The sequence below is a fragment of the Thermosphaera aggregans genome (assembly GCF_014962245.1).
Lineage (GTDB): Archaea > Thermoproteota > Thermoprotei_A > Sulfolobales > Desulfurococcaceae > Thermosphaera > Thermosphaera chiliense.
In genome coordinates this window covers 1,199,016-1,215,597 of sequence record NZ_CP063144.1, presented here as the reverse complement: position 1 = coordinate 1,215,597, position 16,582 = coordinate 1,199,016, and the positions used below count along the sequence as shown (strand labels likewise).

18 protein-coding genes are annotated in these 16,582 nt (G+C 46.8%); 13 read left to right on the top strand and 5 right to left on the bottom strand.

The window, feature by feature from the left end:
• The 5 genes from IMZ38_RS06785 (at position 1) to IMZ38_RS06765 (ending at position 3,557) form a co-directional block, all read left to right on the top strand.
• Complete coding sequence (locus IMZ38_RS06785; RefSeq protein ID WP_193436112.1) at positions 1-300, top strand: signal recognition particle protein Srp19; 300 nt, start codon at positions 1-3, stop codon at positions 298-300.
• Positions 301-461: 161 nt separating this feature from the next.
• Complete coding sequence (locus tag IMZ38_RS06780) at positions 462-746, top strand: H/ACA ribonucleoprotein complex subunit GAR1 (protein ID WP_227410859.1); 285 nt, start codon at positions 462-464, stop codon at positions 744-746.
• 5 nt (positions 747-751) lie between these two features.
• Positions 752-1,624 carry a transcription initiation factor IIB family protein gene (locus IMZ38_RS06775; protein ID WP_227410858.1) on the top strand — a complete coding sequence of 291 codons (873 nt, stop codon included), beginning with the start codon at positions 752-754 and terminating at the stop codon, positions 1,622-1,624.
• Between the two features lie 95 nt (positions 1,625-1,719).
• Positions 1,720-3,012: a transglutaminase-like domain-containing protein gene (locus IMZ38_RS06770; protein WP_193436110.1), complete on the top strand. Its 1,293-nt coding sequence runs from the start codon at positions 1,720-1,722 to the stop codon at positions 3,010-3,012.
• A 107-nt stretch (positions 3,013-3,119) separates the two neighbouring features.
• Positions 3,120-3,557, top strand: a complete 438-nt coding sequence (locus IMZ38_RS06765; RefSeq protein WP_193436109.1) for a helix-turn-helix transcriptional regulator — start codon at positions 3,120-3,122, stop codon at positions 3,555-3,557.
• 26 nt (positions 3,558-3,583) lie between these two features.
• On the opposite strand, the gene IMZ38_RS06760 is transcribed toward IMZ38_RS06765, so the two are convergent.
• The 5 genes from IMZ38_RS06760 to IMZ38_RS06740 all read right to left on the bottom strand — a co-directional run bounded on the left by IMZ38_RS06760 (position 3,584) and on the right by IMZ38_RS06740 (position 8,201).
• Positions 3,584-4,729: a N2,N2-dimethylguanosine tRNA methyltransferase gene (locus IMZ38_RS06760; RefSeq protein WP_227410857.1), complete on the bottom strand. Its 1,146-nt coding sequence runs from the start codon at positions 4,727-4,729 to the stop codon at positions 3,584-3,586.
• Positions 4,730-4,755: 26 nt separating this feature from the next.
• Positions 4,756-5,289: an NTPase gene (locus tag IMZ38_RS06755; protein ID WP_193436107.1), complete on the bottom strand. Its 534-nt coding sequence runs from the start codon at positions 5,287-5,289 to the stop codon at positions 4,756-4,758.
• A 21-nt stretch (positions 5,290-5,310) separates the two neighbouring features.
• Positions 5,311-6,201: a transcriptional regulator gene (locus IMZ38_RS06750; RefSeq protein WP_193436106.1), complete on the bottom strand. Its 891-nt coding sequence runs from the start codon at positions 6,199-6,201 to the stop codon at positions 5,311-5,313.
• Positions 6,202-6,273: 72 nt separating this feature from the next.
• Complete coding sequence (locus tag IMZ38_RS06745) at positions 6,274-6,981, bottom strand: fibrillarin-like rRNA/tRNA 2'-O-methyltransferase (RefSeq protein WP_193436105.1); 708 nt, start codon at positions 6,979-6,981, stop codon at positions 6,274-6,276.
• A gap of 5 nt (positions 6,982-6,986) precedes the next feature.
• Positions 6,987-8,201, bottom strand: a complete 1,215-nt coding sequence (locus IMZ38_RS06740) for a C/D box methylation guide ribonucleoprotein complex aNOP56 subunit (RefSeq protein WP_193436104.1) — start codon at positions 8,199-8,201, stop codon at positions 6,987-6,989.
• 103 nt (positions 8,202-8,304) lie between these two features.
• Here IMZ38_RS06740 and IMZ38_RS06735 point away from each other — a divergent pair, with 103 nt between their 5' ends.
• The 8 genes from IMZ38_RS06735 to IMZ38_RS06700 all read left to right on the top strand — a co-directional run bounded on the left by IMZ38_RS06735 (position 8,305) and on the right by IMZ38_RS06700 (position 16,444).
• Complete coding sequence (locus tag IMZ38_RS06735) at positions 8,305-8,460, top strand: 30S ribosomal protein S30e (RefSeq protein ID WP_013129030.1); 156 nt, start codon at positions 8,305-8,307, stop codon at positions 8,458-8,460.
• Positions 8,461-8,621: 161 nt separating this feature from the next.
• Positions 8,622-10,307, top strand: coding sequence for a Na+/H+ antiporter NhaC family protein (locus IMZ38_RS06730; RefSeq protein WP_193436970.1), 1,686 nt, complete (start codon positions 8,622-8,624; stop codon positions 10,305-10,307).
• Positions 10,308-10,353: 46 nt separating this feature from the next.
• The gene (gene gatD, locus IMZ38_RS06725; RefSeq protein WP_193436103.1) at positions 10,354-11,703 is read left to right on the top strand and encodes a Glu-tRNA(Gln) amidotransferase subunit GatD; all 1,350 of its coding nucleotides are present in this window, start codon (positions 10,354-10,356) and stop codon (positions 11,701-11,703) included.
• Positions 11,696-13,642 (top strand): Glu-tRNA(Gln) amidotransferase subunit GatE, encoded by a 1,947-nt coding sequence (gatE, locus tag IMZ38_RS06720; RefSeq protein ID WP_193436102.1) that lies wholly within the window; start codon positions 11,696-11,698, stop codon positions 13,640-13,642. The genes gatD and gatE overlap by 8 nt, the downstream gene beginning before the upstream one ends.
• Positions 13,643-13,801: 159 nt before the next feature.
• On the top strand, positions 13,802-14,179 hold the full coding sequence (locus IMZ38_RS06715) for a hypothetical protein (protein ID WP_193436101.1): 378 nt from the start codon (positions 13,802-13,804) through the stop codon (positions 14,177-14,179).
• Positions 14,169-15,083, top strand: a complete 915-nt coding sequence (locus tag IMZ38_RS06710) for a hypothetical protein (protein WP_193436100.1) — start codon at positions 14,169-14,171, stop codon at positions 15,081-15,083. Before IMZ38_RS06715 ends, IMZ38_RS06710 begins: the two co-directional genes overlap by 11 nt.
• A 21-nt stretch (positions 15,084-15,104) precedes the next feature.
• On the top strand, positions 15,105-16,028 hold the full coding sequence (locus IMZ38_RS06705) for a metallophosphoesterase family protein (protein ID WP_193436099.1): 924 nt from the start codon (positions 15,105-15,107) through the stop codon (positions 16,026-16,028).
• 89 nt (positions 16,029-16,117) lie between these two features.
• Positions 16,118-16,444, top strand: a complete 327-nt coding sequence (locus tag IMZ38_RS06700; RefSeq protein ID WP_193436098.1) for a hypothetical protein — start codon at positions 16,118-16,120, stop codon at positions 16,442-16,444.
• Positions 16,445-16,582 lie beyond the last annotated feature (138 nt).

Sequence of the window (16,582 nt, the reverse complement as noted above, 5' to 3'; positions counted from 1 at the left end):
TTGAGCAGAGAGTATCGCGGGAGGAAAACAATCCTCTATCCCGCGTATATTGATTCAACCCTTTCGAGAAGCGAGGGGAGGAGGATTCCATCTTCCTCAGCCGTTCCCTCGCCCAGCATTGAGGAGATATACAATGCTGCTGCTAAGCTAGGTCTGAACCCTGTTGTTGAAAACGATAAGGCATACCCTGGTAGGTGGTGGGTTAAAGGCAGGGTGGTTGTCGATAAGAAGTACGGTAAGATAGACCTGCTGAAGAAGATAGCCGCGGAGATTAAAGAGAGCAGGGCAAGAAAGCACTAGAGTTAATACTATAAGTATTACGTCTAGATTTAAACAATTCTTTAAACCCTGAAATAATAAACACTCTTTGTATCAAGAAGGATCCAAGGGACGGATTCCTTTTAAGCATAAAAACAGAGGGATATAATACCACGGTATTACCTGATCCTAGGTGGAGAGTTTTGAAAAAGCTTGGACGCGTAGAGCAGGTTACCCGCGACGGCAACCTTATCATAATATGTGAGACACCAGAAGCCTCCAGAATTATCGGCTTAACAGTGTATGATGAGGAAATGAGAAGGATTGGAAAGATAGTGGACGTGATCGGCCGTGTCGAGGAGCCGAGGATAGTGGTGAAGCTTGAAAACCTCGAGACCGCCTCAACGGTTAAACCAGGCACCGTTTACTACTACAAGCCTGCCCCCGAGAAGCGTCCTAGGCGGAGTGGGAGGAGAAGCGGGAGGTGAGTTATGTGAAAGCGGTGTGCAGGTTCTGCGGCTCGACTCAAATAGTTTTCGACGAATCCCTCAACGCCCTGGTCTGCGCAGGCTGCGGGCTAGTACTGGATGAGAAGCCTGTTTACAACGGGTTTGAATCAGGCGGGAAGACGGACTCAGCCCCAAGATACAGCGGCGCGTTCACGAACAGGGTTCACGACCACGGGGTCGGTGGAACCGAGATCGCCGGTAGCATTCTCTCACATGTTAAATCAGGTAGGACATGGGCTGCCAAGCACTACGATATCAGAGTGGACAAGTCCAACAGGATTGTGAAGAAAGGGTTGACGGAGCTTAACGAGCTGATAAAGATTTTGAAGCCTCCTTCAAGTGTTCAGGAAACAGCTGCCGATCTGACAAGCCAGACGGTTAGAGGTATGAACTACAAGGAGAAAACTCTCAGGAGAATTGCGGCCGCAGCGCTTTACTTGGCTTACAAGATCCACAACCAGCCTAAGGCGGCCAGGACCTTCGCGCAGGAAGTAGGGATCAGCATGGATGATTTATGGGAGGGTATCAGGAAGATAAGGGAAATAGTCAAGGACGTTAAAATAGAGCCTCAGAAGTATGACCCGAGAACATATGTCAGCATTATCGTTAAGAAACTCTCGCTACCATCTGAAGTCGAGGTCCTCGCCAATAAGCTCCTCTCCGCTACGGAGGAGGTTCACTTGAGCGGGAAGAGCCCGGCCAGCCTCGCAGCAGCATCGGTCTACCTTGCAAGCATCATATCTAACAATAAGAGAAACCAGCTCGAGGTAGGCGGCTCCGTAGGGTTAACCGACGTGGCTGTGAGAAACGCTTACGACTCAATAGTTAAGAACACGTACATTGACATCATAATGTAGCCGCCCCGTATAGAACCTGTTTCTCTAAACCCCTACCAACCCCAGATAATAGTTTATAATCTTCAATTCGATTAACAGGTAAAAAGGGTTTCAACATGCCTCGTCTACTACTGCTTATTCTCATGCTTGCAATGGTTCTTGCATCCCCGCTACAAGCTGACGCTCCGAGCGTCTCAGTACCGGTTGAGTGCCGGTCATTCTACTTCTTCAACGCGATCTGGATCACCTACTCCAACATCACGGAAACCCTTCTACTAGAATCTCCGGTGAACTTCACGCTAGGCTCTTTCATAAATCAAACAGTAGTGCCTGTTTACAGCGTTAATGTTGATTATAATGAAACCAGCGGGACATACGCATTCAACGTTACAGTGGGCGAGGGATTCTACGGTTACCTGGTCAACAAGGTTGAAGTCTGCACTCCAAAGTCAGCATGGAACAAGCAATTAATCACCATGGCGCTCGCCAACGTTTCATACGCTCCCTACCCTGAAACAGGTTTTCCAAGCGACATAGTCGAGAAATACGTGCACCGTCCCCACGAGCTGGTAGTGAATGTTGTCGTACCTGCGTTTGAAGAATGGTTTAACGAAACCTACGGGGTCGGCACAGCTAGAGCCAGCTACCTGGGCCTTGCAGTGTCAGCTGCTTACTTTATCTACCTGGAGTTCATAACTTACAACGCGTCTGCAACACCGAACAGTATTGAGGAGGTAATTCAGACCAGGCAGGGGGATTGCGACGATATGTCGAGGATTTTGATCGAATTGTTAAACTATTATGGAATACCTTCTACGATAGGATACGGATATGTTTACATTCCCCAGGCAGGTTTTGAGAGGTTTGTGATGCCGGTTGAGAATGTGACATACATATTTAGATACAATGGTCCCCACGCTTTCGTCCTAACATATATTCCAGGTTACGAGTGGATCAGTGTTGACCTCCTAGCGGGCTCGATATGGTACTATCCCTTCCTGTTTGAAGGAGAAAGTGTTGAAACAACCGTTAACGAGAGCGATGTTGAGCAAACGATAGATCTACATAGAAGCATAAATGGTTCCCAGCTGATAGCTGTATTCGACCGGGACGAGTTCACGAGAATGTTCGGGGCAGAGGTTAACAATTCCCTCGTGGAAGCTTTCATAAATGAAACAATCATTGGTTCGATAAGTACTAGTACTTCACACCCGACTCAATCAGCAACCGAGACAACACAGCCTACCCAATCACACTCTCCCACGACAACATTTGAAGAACACTCTCCAACTCCACCCGTGTCGACAGAGCCTCCTCGCCTACTTTCCGCCGAGGCTTTAACAGTAATGCTAGCCTTAGTCGCCCTTGCTCTCATCGTGATATTTATTATTCGCTTAAGGAAGCGGTAGCCCGGTTTTAATATAGTTTCAAATAACCCTCTTCAAAGGCTTAAGTATATTATGGATTTAACCCAAATATTTTAGTAGGCGAGACGAGGGAGTCAGTGAGGTTCAAAATGACGTCCCAGCTAGACTACAAGCTGAACGATGACGACGTGAAGATATTGAAGTATTTGTCGAGAAACACGAATAAAACCGTGTATCAGAGTGAGCTCTGGAAAGAGTTGAAGCTGGATAGTCGCGCGGTTTCAAGGTCTTTGCAGAAACTGGAAAGCATGGGCTTTGTAAGAAGGAAGGAAGCAGTGGTTAACGGTCGGAAAACTTTCTTGATAGAACCTGAAAACCAGAAAATACAGGAAACTCTCACAGCGCTGAGGACGCAAGGCCCTGGCGCGGAGTTTGAAGGCGTGCTAGACATCGTGTGTGTTAGCTGCCCGTTCATATATCGATGCTACCAGGGAGGGTACTACGACCCCACTAACTGTTCAATGCTTTCAGAGTACATTAAGAAGCAGGTTGAAACAGCTTCTAAGTTGGTTAAGCCGAGTAGTTAGCGGTGTTTCCTGCATTTTAAAACGCTTTACCTTCCCAGCGTGCTCATGATTTTGAACGCTTCCGACAAGTCTCCATCCACCCTGATACCCCTTGGATCGAAGTGTGTTCTAGCTACTTTGAAACCATGTTGCTTAAGAGTCTCCATTAATTGGCTGAACGGTGGCATGTTCTTTCTCAAGCGTGAATAAACCCTGTCCACCCTGATATAAGGGGTTTGCACGCTGGTTTCCTCAGCCAGTATTTTCAACATCTTGACCGTTTGTCTCTGCATCCAAGGATACTTGGGGAGCTGTGCGAGCATATCGTTTACAACACTGCTTGACATTAGCTCGCAGACCCATAAAGGCCCTATTAAAACTGGTTTACCACTCATGCACGCTATCCCGTTTTCACCGCTCACCGCGAAGCCTCTTTCAAGGGTTTCAGTGCAATACCAAATGCTCCCTATGCATTTTGAAAGGTTTTCAAAGGATAGTGAAGCATTCCTAACTGTTTCAAACACTACTCTGTAGTAGTGTTTGTAGAGGAAGGATACAGCAGGCTTCAACATAATATCATGCGCGGCTCCTCTCAACACTATGTTTGAAATCAGCACGCGGAGACCTACTTCTTTCTCGAAATCAACATCCACGCATCTATGCCAGTACCTCCTCAGCATTTTCCTGGGATTGCTACATGTTAACGGTGCGGTATCCGTCGCCGTAACGCCCAGCGATGCCTTCTTACCCAGGGGCTTGAAGGCGGAGTCTACGTATGGTATTGGAGACCCGTATGGGTCGATATCTATGAAATCGAATGGTATACCGGTGAAGGTGAGCATGTTCAACAACGTGTTAGCCTCCTGGTTGAATGCTTGAACCCGAGATTCAAGGTTGTTCAAGGCAATGTTTCTCCTAATGTAGTGGAATGCCCGGGGGTCTACATCGTTTAAAACCCCTTCGCCTTCGAGTTCAAGAGAGATTCTTACGCCTCTTACACCTGTTCCAGCCAACGCATCTATGAAGTTCAATCCATGCTTAAACCTTGTTGACAAGTAAAGAACAGTTATATCTCGGCTGAGAGCTGCCTCGGGGTTGTAGAAGACAGGCATCCATGCAGGCTCTAGCTTCCCATCCTCTCTCACATAGCTTTCCAGTCTTGGCACTATGATCCTGGCCAGTCCTTCGGTCAAAACTTCCTCATTACTATGTACCTCGGTCAATAATTCCTCAACCTCTTCTCCAATTCCTCAATTATTGTTGACGGAGCCTTGTCCCGGTTAGACTCCGTGATTTCGTACCATGCGGCGTTTTCTAACCTTGATAATATTTCTTTATCACTTAAACGTTCGTGCACTACTAGAATCTTAACAGTCTCCTTTTCAAGAATTCTCAGTAGTAGAGGCTTGAAGACTGGTATTTTAAGCTCCATAGGTCCTATTTCATCTATTCCGACAATACTCCTTGTTTTTAACGCTGTTTCCAAGGACTTCCTAATGAGCTCGGATGCTTCACTCACCAATACTCCATATGATCCAACCCTTACTGTGGAATCAGCGTTCCGTTTCGCTAACCAGGCTTCCTCACCAGTGTTCAAGTCCACTATTTTAAACCCCACCCGGATTCCGCCTTCCCTTACCTCGGGGGTCCTGAAGCCGGTTAAAACCTCTCCACGTTCCTTCAGGTGTGTTATAACACGGAGGAAAACTGTAGACTTTCCAACGCCTGGTCGTCCAGTGATAACTATGTTCATTCAAGCTCTCCTGTGCTAGGACTACTCTAATTTCTTTATCAATTTCTCAAGCTCTTTCAAACCAGTTTTTTCTTTCCACACTATTAGAAGCGATTCGGTCAGGTTCGCTATCTCCTCTGCATCATCTATTTTTCTCATCGCATTGCTGGTGTCGTCCTGTCTAACTATGCTAAATGTTTTCACACCTTTCAAGGCAATGTCAACTGGCGTTCTCTTAAACCTAACTCCTATGTAGTTGTACTTTGCAATAATGCTTGATAACTCCTTGTCTAAACGCTCTTTCTCGCTCTGGATTATTGTGAAATCTTCTTCGTTAACCCTGTCTTTCAATGGATCTATTTTCTTGAAAATATCCTCGCCCATGAATTCAGCGAGCTGGAGAGCAGTGTTCAACGAGACCATGGTTTCACCCTTCTCATACAAGTATAAAGCCTTGCGTGTCAGACCCAAGGCCTCTGCCAGCTCGCCCCGTGAGAGATTTAGCTCAGTCCTTCTCTCGCAGAATTTCTGTGGATCAAGCCTCAGCACGTAGATTCCTTTAACATTATATATCAGCGGCTTCTCCTTTCTCACAATGTAGTTTTCAAGCAACTCTGGGGAAACCACGTTGATATTGCCTTTCACATATACGACATCGTCCTCCAGCTCCCTCCCCCTGTACGTCTTAGACACGATTATGCTGCTAGCGGAGTAAGCGATCGAAGACTTCCGCAGATCCTCAACCTCCAGGTTGCCTATTTTATCAGCGTCAATGGCTATTTTTATCAAAACCACGTCCTTATCCTTTTTGGCAACTATGTCAATGCTGCGCCTGTCTTCAGGGTATGAGACAAGGTGGATAGTGTAACCTCCCTTTCTCAAAATGTTCAACACGTTTTCAAGCATTGATTCAAACTCGCTGGTAGTGTTCAAGGGCGACCCTTTCAATCATAAGTATTTACATGGTCAACTAAAAATAATGTGATTTAAGCCATTAAAACCTTTCTACCGCTTCCTATGGTATACGGCGAGAACCATTGCGTGATCTCTGTCATACGGCTCCAAATGGACCACGTCAACTATTTCGAAGCCTCTTTCCTTCAACGTGTTAATTTCCTTCCTGTATACTTCGCTAGGCTCTTTTGTAACATCTATGCTTCTAGCCTTGATAGCCATTAAGAGGTAACCCCCGTCTTTCAAGAAGTAATCAGCGTTGTCTGCAACTATTGATGCTTGATCAGGCTGCGCGACATCAGCATACAAGCCGTCGACAAGTTCTACAACGTGACGGTACTGGTAGGGTTTCCTAGCATCTGCTAGTATTGGAATAAGGTTTTTCCTGGTGTCGGCGACAATTACGAACTCTCTCATCACTCTCGGCGCGAACTCTACTCCGAAAACTTTACCGTTAACACCTATTATATCGGATATGTGGCTCGCAGTGGTTCCCGAGGCAACGCCTAAGTAGAGGATCTTATGTCCCTCGCGAATAGGCATTTCGGAGATGCCGTTTCCAAGGGCGCCTGCAAGCTTGCTTCTATACATGTTCCACTCGCGGTATTCTACGTTTTCAAACCTGAAGAGCTTCTCACCGTAAACCCTTGTCCCAGGGACAAGGTTCTTGGTTGCGAGCCTGACGCTTCCATCATCCATCTCTACTACGTAAACCCCGAAGTACTTGGCGTGGGGTTTTACACTAACCGCTTCACTCACTCCAATCACCTCCTCCACTTCTTCTTGGGCTTGGGCTTAGGCTTCTCCTCTTCCTCCTTCTTAACAGGCGGCTTCGCATACAGCTTCTTAATCTCCTCAATCCTCTCCTCTATCTCCTTAACTAGCTTGTCACCGATAAATCTCCCGCTGAAGAAGTCTATTTTAGCAGCTATTGCCAGCTTTGCTGCGACTGTTCTAGCGATCTTTCCTCTCTGCCACCTCGGGCTCTTATGGATCGGGGGATACTGGAACAATACTCCGTGCTTGGGTGGTTTGCCGCCTGTTCTCAAGGCTCTGAACAAGGCTTTCTCAGCTCCTAATACCTGGATAGTGCTTGCAGGGAGTTTCGCGAGCCTTTCAAGCCCTCCAGCTATGCTCATTAACCTAGCACCTAGCTTCGGACCAACAATGGCGGTGATGTTCGGAGCAACCTCCTTCATCACTACTTCGATATAGCCGTCTAAAGTATCTCTCAGCTTATACAGTTCGAGAACAATGTTTGCAAGAATCTTTATGTAGTTTAAATCGAAATCGCTTAAATCCGCTCCTATGCTCGACCTGGCTGCCTCGCTTAGCTTCTCGGCTTTCTCCATAGAGTAGCCTAGTTTCCGCAGGTTCTCCACTGTGAAATTGCTCCTATCTCCCAGCTCGTACACGAGTTTAGCATACTCGGGATGCTCCTTAACTAGCTCGTCTAGCTCAGGGAAGTGAATACTATACCACTCGCGCAGTCTCGCAATGTAGAGGTTGATGGTCTTATCAATATCGTCTATTGCCCTAATGGCCTGTACAGCAAGCAAATCCCTCTTCTGCGCTTCCCTTCTAAGCTTCCTCCTCGTATACTCCATCATTATCTCATGGTATTTCTGATAATACTCGTCAACAGTCTTGTACATTCCTGTCTCCAGTGCAAGGCTTGGAAGCCTCTCACGAGCCTCCAGGAATACCTCATGCCCTGGTGAAATATTAGGTTTCAAACCGTGGTTTGAAACATTCCTAGCAACAGATAAGTGCTCAACCTCGACCTCGGAGAAACCGTTCTCCCTGAGCTTGCCGAGTGCTTCAGCCAGCTGAGGAGTCTCCTCCCCGTTCTCAACCTTCAGCAAATACTCAACATGGTCATCGATCGAGCTTGGAGCCGGGATATTCAACAATAGCTTCTTGTTTTCATCGAAAACTAGTACTCCAATAAACGTCTCCACAAGGTAAGCTTTCGTCATCGCTTTCACCGGTTCATTGATTAATTATTTTGTAAACAATATTTAAATATCCCTTAAAACCGTAGAATTTCAGTAGAGCAGTGTTTAACTAGGTGCATGAGGCATGCCAACTCACGGTTCGCTAACGAAAGCGGGAAAGGTTAGGAATGCAACCCCTAAAATACCGCCCAAGCAGAAGAAAAACAAGCCTCCCAGGCTTAGGAACAGGGTGGAGTATGTTAGGAGGATCCTGAACCCTCCTAAGCAGCAGGCTTTTTAAACAATCCTGTTGGCTTCTCCTCAGGGTTGGAGATATCCTTATATTTAAAGCCTCCGGAAATATAATTGTGGCAGGTGGGTTATGTGCGGGCTAAACTAATAGTTATTATCATTATTTTGGCTATTGGTCTCTTAGCGTTTGCCCCTCCTAACGCAGAGTTCATGCCGGAGGATAAGAGGTTCGCCTATTATACATTCCCCCTACTCCCGCCGCTCCTCGCCATCGTCCTGGCGATATATACGCAGCAAGTATTGCCGGCTCTCTTCGCGGGTATATGGATAGCTGCGTTAATGGTGTATGGGTATAACCCGTTGTCAGCAACTATTGAAACATGGAACTGGATTGTATCCAGTATAACGGACTCCTGGAACGCCACCATCCTGGTCTTCGACTTCCTGATAGGTGCGATGGTAGCGCTACTGTACGCCTCGGGCTCGATGCACTCGATAGCTGAGGCGATTGGTAAGCGTATCAGATCCGCTAGGACGGCTTCCATTATGACTTCTCTGCTAGGGATTATCGTGTTTTTCGACGACTACTCGAACACTATAGTCGTAGGAAACTCCATGAGGCCTTTAACCGATAAGCACAGAGTTAGCAGAGAGTTTCTCAGTTACATAGTTGACTCAACTGCTGCACCGGTTGCAGGATTAATGCTTGTTTCAACCTGGATAGGGTATGAGGTTCAGCAGATCAATGGAGCGCTTGACGTGTTGAAAGACCAGTTCGAGCAGGGAGTTATTCCAGCAATCCCTGACGTATCCGGGTATGGGCTGTGGCTGAGCGCGGTGCCTTACCACTTCTACTCCATCCTAGCACTCATCCTCGTCTTCCTAATAGCGGCAACTAGAAGGCATTTTGGACCAATGCTTAAAGCAGAGCACAGGGCTTTAACGGAGGGCAAGGTTCTACGGGACGGTGCACAGCCCTTACTCCCCACGGAGAGCGTGCTCGGCGAGGCTCCAAGGGAGAAAAGAGCTTCTTACACGGTTTTCATAGCATCGATAATAGGGTTAATTATCGTGACGCTGATAGGTTTGTGGTATACAGGTGCCACAGCAATTATTGTGGAGAATAAGTTGAATGTTGCATGGTGGGAGATAGGTTTCATTGATGCTTTGATGAATGCTGATGCTGCAACAGCCCTGTTATGGGGTAGCTTCACAGGATTCCTAATAGCTTTTGCAGGGGCAATGTATTCAAGGGTTCTCACATTTAGAAAGTCCATGGAGTTTACGTTGAAAGGGATGTACCTTATGGTTTATGCGAACGCTATTTTAGTGCTAGCCTGGACCATTAAAACCGCAACCCAGAGCCTGGGCACTGCTGACTACGTGGTCACGCAGGCTGTCAGCGCCAATATTCCAGCACTGCTGGTTCCATTAATAATATTCCTGATCTCAATGTTTATTTCATACACTACTGGGACCAGCTGGAGTACTTTCGCCCTCGTAATGCCTATAGCTGTACCGCTGGCTTGGCAGATCGCGCTTATGCAATACAATGATATAAATCTAGCCTACATGCTTGCTGCCGCATCTGTTGGCGCTGTTTTCGGAGGAGGTATTTACGGCGACCACGTGTCACCGATAAGCGATACGACTATTATGTCGTCAATGTTCAGCGGAAGCGATCACATTGACCACGTAACCACTCAAATGCCTTATGGAACCTTTGCCGCAGGTGTTTCACTAATCCTTTACTTACTGTTCGCGGCTGGGTTAACAAACCCGCTGATACTACTGCCCATAGGCGTAGTGCTGCTGGTTCTAGGGCACAGGGTTTTAAACAAGTACTATTCGAGAAAGACAGGTCTTCCCGAGGTTCTTCCTGATTATCAAGGATAATCCTTTTTTAAACCTATAACCCCCATAATCTCCATTGTGAGTTTTCATGGAGATTTACCACGGTTATACAGGGTTCATAGCTTCTAAGCTGAGGGAAGCGGGCGCGGAGCCTGGAGATGTGATCAGGGTTGACAACCCGGATGGGGAGTCTTTTACAGGCGTGCTAATGCCTAGACAGCTCTTGTATTCTAACAGACCGGTATTAGTGTTAAAACTCTCTAACGGGTACAACATCGGTGTTAAAGTAGAGTTAGAAACCAGGATAGTTTTACTGTCTAAGAAGAAAGGGCTTCCGGGAACCACCGGCTCCGAGGCTTCGCTGAAGAAACCATTCGTATCAATTCTTGCCACAGGAGGCACAATAGCATCTAAGGTGGATTATGTGACGGGGGCGGTGACCCCGCTGCTTGACCCGCAGGAGTTACTGGAATGGGCGCCGGAGCTAAGCGATGTAGGCTTCCTAAACGTTCGCGAGATTATGAAGAAGTTCAGCGAGGACATAACGCCTTCCGACTGGGAGAAACTGTCTCTGGAAGTATATAGGGAAATAACTAACGGTGCTGAAGGAGTGGTTGTCGCACACGGAACAGACATGATGAGCTATTCTGCAGCAGCCCTCGCATTCTCAATAGTGGGGAAGCCGGTTCCCATAGTCTTCGTAGGCTCTCAGAGAAGCAGTGACAGGCCCAGTAGCGACTCCTTCTTCAACCTGTACTCAGCGGTTCTAACAGCTTTCAAAGCAAGCTTTGCTGAATCAGTCATAGTTATGCATGGAGAGTCCTCGGACAGCTACGCTGTAGTGCTGAGGGGTGTTAAAGCAAGGAAAATGCACACAAGCAGGAGAGACGCTTTCCAACCCATTAACGACAAGCCTATAGCACTAGTATACCCCTACACCAGGGAGATTAGAATTGTTGGCAGGATTTTAGAGAAAAGAGATCGTAGCAAGGAGGCATTGTTGAGGAACAAGTTTGACGATAAAGTAGCGATCGTGAAAGCCTACCCTGGCCTCCAGGAGGAGATAGTAAACTTCCTTGTAGATAAAAAATTCAGCGGAATAGTAATAGAGGGAAGCGGCCTTGGACACGTATCTAACTCGCTGATCGATTCCTTGAAAAGAGCTGTTGAGAATGAAATCCCCGTCGTAATGACAAGCCAGTGCTTGTTCGGGCGTGTAAACCTTAACGTTTACAGCACTGGGAGAAGACTTCTCGAAGCAGGAGTTATACCGGCTTCAGACATGCTGCCTGAAACCGCTTACGTTAAGCTATCGTGGATACTGGGCTCCGTGACTAAGAACCTTGCCGAGGTTAGACAGCTAATGCAGACCAATATTGCCGGGGAAATCAACGAGAGGCATACTTTAGAACTATACCCCAGGTGGTCTCATGAGTGAGCTTGACTTTAAATCACTAGGATTGAGGGTTGGTCTCGAAATCCACGTTCAACTAGACACTCCCAGGAAGCTCTTCTGCCAATGCCCTACAAGACTGGTGGAGGAGCAGCCGAAGTTTCACATAGAAAGAGGCTTAAGACCTGCCAAGAGCGAGACCGGGGAGGTAGACCCTGCGGCTATTTTGGAGTGGAGGAAGGAGCGGGTATTCGTATACGAGGCTCCTGCGGAATCATCATGCCTCGTGGAAGTTGACGAGGAACCGCCGCATCACCTGGACGAGGACTCGTTGACGGTTGCATTAGCAATTGCTAAGGCGTTAAACATGAGAGTGGTGGATGAAGTGCATGTTATGAGGAAGATTGTGGTGGATGGGAGTAACGTGAGCGGTTTTCAAAGAACTGCTTTAATAGCGTTGAACGGTTTCATCATGGATGGGGAGAAGAGGATAGGGATTCAAACACTGTGTCTTGAGGAGGATGCTGCCAGGAAGATGAGTGAGGAAGGGAATAAGGTCTACTACCGTGTTGACAGGTTGGGAATCCCTCTAGTGGAGGTAGCCACAGCGCCCGATATCAACGACCCTGAGGAAGCCATGAGGATTGCCTTGAAGCTCGGGCAACTGGTAAGGCTGACTGGTTACGCTAAGAGGGGGCTGGGCACTATAAGACAGGATCTTAACGTCAGCATCCGCGATGGAGCCAAGGTTGAGATTAAAGGAGTACAACACCTCTACTTAATCCCCAAGGTTGTAGAGCTCGAAGCCCTGCGCCAGCAGAGGCTTCTAGAGATCAGGGATGAATTATTGAAGAGAAATGTGAAACCGGAGGATTTGAAAGAAGAGATAGTGGATGTAACCGAGGTTTTCAAAAACACGTCATCAAAGATTGTAAGGAAATCCTTAACAACCCCCGGAGGCGGGGTATACGCTGTCGTGCTGAAGGGGTTCAAAGGTCTGCTGGGCAGGGAGGTGCAGCCTGGGAGACGGTTTGGCACGGAGTTATCGGACTACGCTAAAGTATGGGGAGGTGTTGGCGGAATATTCCACACGGATGAGTTGCCGAACTATGGGATAACGGCGCAGGAGGTTGAAACACTCTACAAGATGCTTGACGCGAACCCGGGTGAAGATGCGATAGTAATCGTTGCTGATCAACGTGATAAGTGTATCAAAGCCTTGAAAGCAGTGGTGGAGAGGGCGAGGCAAGCGGTAGTAGGAGTTCCAGAGGAGACTAGGAGTGCAAACCCTGATGGAACATCAAAGTATACGAGGCCGCGTCCAGGAGCAGCGAGAATGTACCCGGAGACGGATATCCCGCTCGTGTACGTCACCCCTGGTTTGATCGAGAAAGCTTTGAAAATTGTTCCAGAACCACCCGATGTTAAGTTGAAAAGGTTCGTTGAAGAACACGGGTTGAGCGCTGAATTAGCGAGCACGCTTATCAGAGACCTCAGGCTTGACCTGTATGAGAAGCTTGTCGATAAGTACAGGGGGAGCGTTCAACCCTCAATTATTGCTTCAATACTAGTTAACATAATTCCCTCTCTCAGGAAGGAGAATGTTCCTGTTGAGAACGTTACAGACGAGTTGATTGAAGAAATAGTGGGCTTGCTCTCCAGGGGGGAAATCTCCAAGGAAGCAATACCGGATTTGATGAAGCAGGCATTGCTTAACCCTGGGAAAAGGCTTGAGGAATTAGTGAAAGAGCTAGGCATCACCAGGCTTAGCATGGATGAATTAGGGAGAATTATCGAGGATGTTATAGAGAAGCACAAGGAGAAGCTTCTAGCAAAGAAGGAGAAAGCCTTCGCGATCGCGATGAGCGAGACCATGAAGCTTGTGAGAGGGAGGATTGACGGAGCAGTAGTGGCTGAAAACGTTAAAAAGAAGCTAAGGGAAAAACTTAACATTGGCAGCGATGACGAGTACTCCCGACAATGATTGATGATTTGAAGGCATTTGACCGAGCATAATCATGGTTTTAAGCTTAGAAGTGATGAGTATCCCCGGTGCGAGCGAGCGCGATGAGCTCTAAACGAGCGTGCTGATTTAGTTAATGTTGAGCCTTGGCCGCGTCTGAACCGTATGGTGGTGAAGAAAATGGTAGCCACTGAAGAAGTAATTGGGGATTGGATAAGGGGTTTCTTAAGGGAGAAACTGGGTGCTGGGGGATTCACTGAGAAGAGGATAAGGGAGAGGGATCTAAGGGGTGCTCTGCACTATTTCACAATATTCAGGGTTTCGAGAGGAGATGAGACAATACTTATCAGGCTTGGAGACGGGATTCTAAGAATCAACTACACTGGTAGAAGCATTAACAGTGAAAGGAAGGAATTGTTCGAGAAACTGGGCCTCCTAGTGGAGGAAACAGACGACATGTTTACAGCGTATTACAAGGGGATGGTTGAAGCCATAAGCATCGGTGACTTGGAGCCTATATTAACACTGGTCCTGGAAGGAGTCTTCAATGAGACTTAGCTATTCAAAACTACACGACTTATGGAGGATTATAGAGCTGTATAATTCAGGTATGAGGCTTAAGGAGATATCTCAAACCCTTGGATTGAAACCATCCTATATTTCATCACTAATCACAAAGGGGTTGGAGAACGAGGTTCTTTACAAGTACTATAACGTAAACTTGGGTGCTCTGGGTAAGCATAAACCATCCTTCGTAATGATAGAGATGTCTCAGAAGGCGGATGTTTTGCAATGTATTGATAAGAACGTTAGAACACTATCCCTGTACTACTCCTATAACAAGAAACCGTTGATAATGATGTATCTTTTAGAACCAGTGGTTATCCCGGAAGAGGTTTTAAGAATTAACAATCAGCTTTGCCACATCGTCTTCTCCGGGTATGTGGAAGAGGTCGTGATCCCTATTGAAAAACATCTCGAGCGTAAGATAGTTTTCAAAACCATGGACGAGGAAAAGTATTCCATGGTGAGGGATGAAATTGACGAGCTTATCTTGTTTGAAATATTCAATTTCTTCAATCCCCCGGTTCAAAACGATGTTAAGACTTCAGAGTTCTTGAAGGATATCGTGAAGAAATATATGCTTAAAAGCATTCCATTCCACTACTACAAGCATGTTAAAAATAAACTATACCCTCGACTAGTGTACAGGGCTCAGGGAGTGTATTCCCTGGTAAGGATCGCGGCTCCGACTCTCTCGATACTTAACACCTTGGTGAACCTGCTGTTTAAAAGTGAAATCTTAACCGGTGTGGACCAGATTCATCTTTTAAGTAAGCACCCGGTGTTAGCAATCCTTCACGGATGGTGTGATCCTTTAAGGCTTAGTAACCCGCAGATTTCGCACGAGCCTGTTGAAGGAGCCTCATACGAGGTCTACCCTTATATTACACTTCTCTGATATATTTCCAGGGAAACATTCATGAATAGGCTGGATGAAATATTGAGAGACGTACTGGATAAAGCGTCCGATCCTAGGAAGATAATCGAATTAATGAGAAACGCTTCGGGTAGAGTTAAAAGCTCTACAAGGAACTACGTCTTCCACGAGCCAGGGATTATTGAAGTTGAAAGAGGAGTTAACTTACACATCATTGGAGACCTTCACGGCGATATCCACTCACTTCTGACAATACTGGGAGAGAGGTTTGAACTACTGGGGCAAGGTAGCGATGTAATGGTTTTTCTAGGAGACTATGTTGACAGGGGGGACTACCAGATTGAAACCCTGGCCCTGCTCCTCTATTTGAAAACAGCTTTCAACGATCAAATCATTCTTCTACGAGGAAACCACGAACCCCCTACCTGGCTAATACCACACCCGCATGATTTCCCAAGCGTCCTAGTTGAAAGATACGGGGAGGAGGGGGAGAAAGTGTACAGCGAGGCTTTAAGCCTCTTCAACACCCTCCCTATCACGGCTTACCTTCCCGGCGAAATATTAATGCTTCACGGTGGACCACCGCTTAAAGTATTAGAGGCCTCTAGCTTCGAAGAGGCATTCTCGTTAAACACGGGGAAAGCCAGTCCTGAAATGTTGGAGGAAATATTGTGGAGTGACCCCGTGGAGCTTAACGTGGAATTCCTCGACTCCCCTAGAGGCGCGGGCGTTTTATACGGTAAGAAGGTTTCCTCGAAAGCCCTTGGCTTGATACATGGTAAGTATATCGTGAGGAGTCATGAAATGGTTAACGGCTATAGAGTAGCGCACGACGGGCTCGTGATCACGGTTTTCGACGCGGCAATCCCCTACGGACTGGACTCGATAGGCGTGGTCGAATACTTATACGATACTGTGAGAGACCAGTACAGGCTGAATCTCGTTAAAAAATCCCCGAAGACCTAGCATTCCTTGACGAAGACGGTCTAACAGTGAGGTTGTTTTAAATCAGTTTATAAGTAGGTATTCTTTTAATGGATCTCAGGTGAAACACGTTGAGCAGTAACGCTGAAGAATCGGTTGTCGACGTTGTCGACGAAGCAATCGGGGACATTTTAGAGGAATTACTGGAGAAATACTATGGTGACAACTTGGAGTCGGAAGAGGATTACGATGAGTTGGTTTACAACATAGTCAACTCCATTAGGAAAGAGGTTTTCAAAGGAAAAGCCGATGTTGCAGAGATAAGGGAATTCTTATACAGGCTAAGGGAGAAGCCGCATATCGCTAAACTAGTGTTGAGCTACATTATAGGTAATTACTTCGAGAAAGCAGGAAGCCTTGCAAGGCACGCACGCATACCTGAAGGAGTTTCGCTTTAACCCCTTTCAAGGGGTGTTTTTAATTCCCCGCCTCAAGAAATCGGATTCTAAAACATCAGGTGATAAGGTTCCTGAGGGAACAACCACCAAATCAAAAGAGGCGTCGGCTAGGAGAAAGCCTTCCAAAAGCTTTTCAAT

Bases quoted from the DNA above. Each gene is read 5' to 3' on its own strand.
- IMZ38_RS06755 (WP_193436107.1), bottom strand. From the start codon at position 5,289: ATGAACATAGTTATCACTGGACGACCAGGCGTTGGAAAGTCTACAGTT.
- IMZ38_RS06730 (WP_193436970.1), top strand. From the start codon at position 8,622: ATGCCGGAGGATAAGAGGTTCGCCTATTATACATTCCCCCTACTCCCG.
- IMZ38_RS06770 (WP_193436110.1), top strand. From the start codon at position 1,720: ATGCCTCGTCTACTACTGCTTATTCTCATGCTTGCAATGGTTCTTGCA.
- gatD (WP_193436103.1), top strand. From the start codon at position 10,354: ATGGAGATTTACCACGGTTATACAGGGTTCATAGCTTCTAAGCTGAGG.
- IMZ38_RS06710 (WP_193436100.1), top strand. From the start codon at position 14,169: ATGAGACTTAGCTATTCAAAACTACACGACTTATGGAGGATTATAGAG.
- IMZ38_RS06715 (WP_193436101.1), top strand. From the start codon at position 13,802: ATGGTAGCCACTGAAGAAGTAATTGGGGATTGGATAAGGGGTTTCTTA.
- IMZ38_RS06735 (WP_013129030.1), top strand. From the start codon at position 8,305: ATGCCAACTCACGGTTCGCTAACGAAAGCGGGAAAGGTTAGGAATGCA.
- IMZ38_RS06740 (WP_193436104.1), bottom strand. From the start codon at position 8,201: ATGACGAAAGCTTACCTTGTGGAGACGTTTATTGGAGTACTAGTTTTC.
- IMZ38_RS06765 (WP_193436109.1), top strand. From the start codon at position 3,120: ATGACGTCCCAGCTAGACTACAAGCTGAACGATGACGACGTGAAGATA.
- IMZ38_RS06705 (WP_193436099.1), top strand. From the start codon at position 15,105: ATGAATAGGCTGGATGAAATATTGAGAGACGTACTGGATAAAGCGTCC.
- gatE (WP_193436102.1), top strand. From the start codon at position 11,696: ATGAGTGAGCTTGACTTTAAATCACTAGGATTGAGGGTTGGTCTCGAA.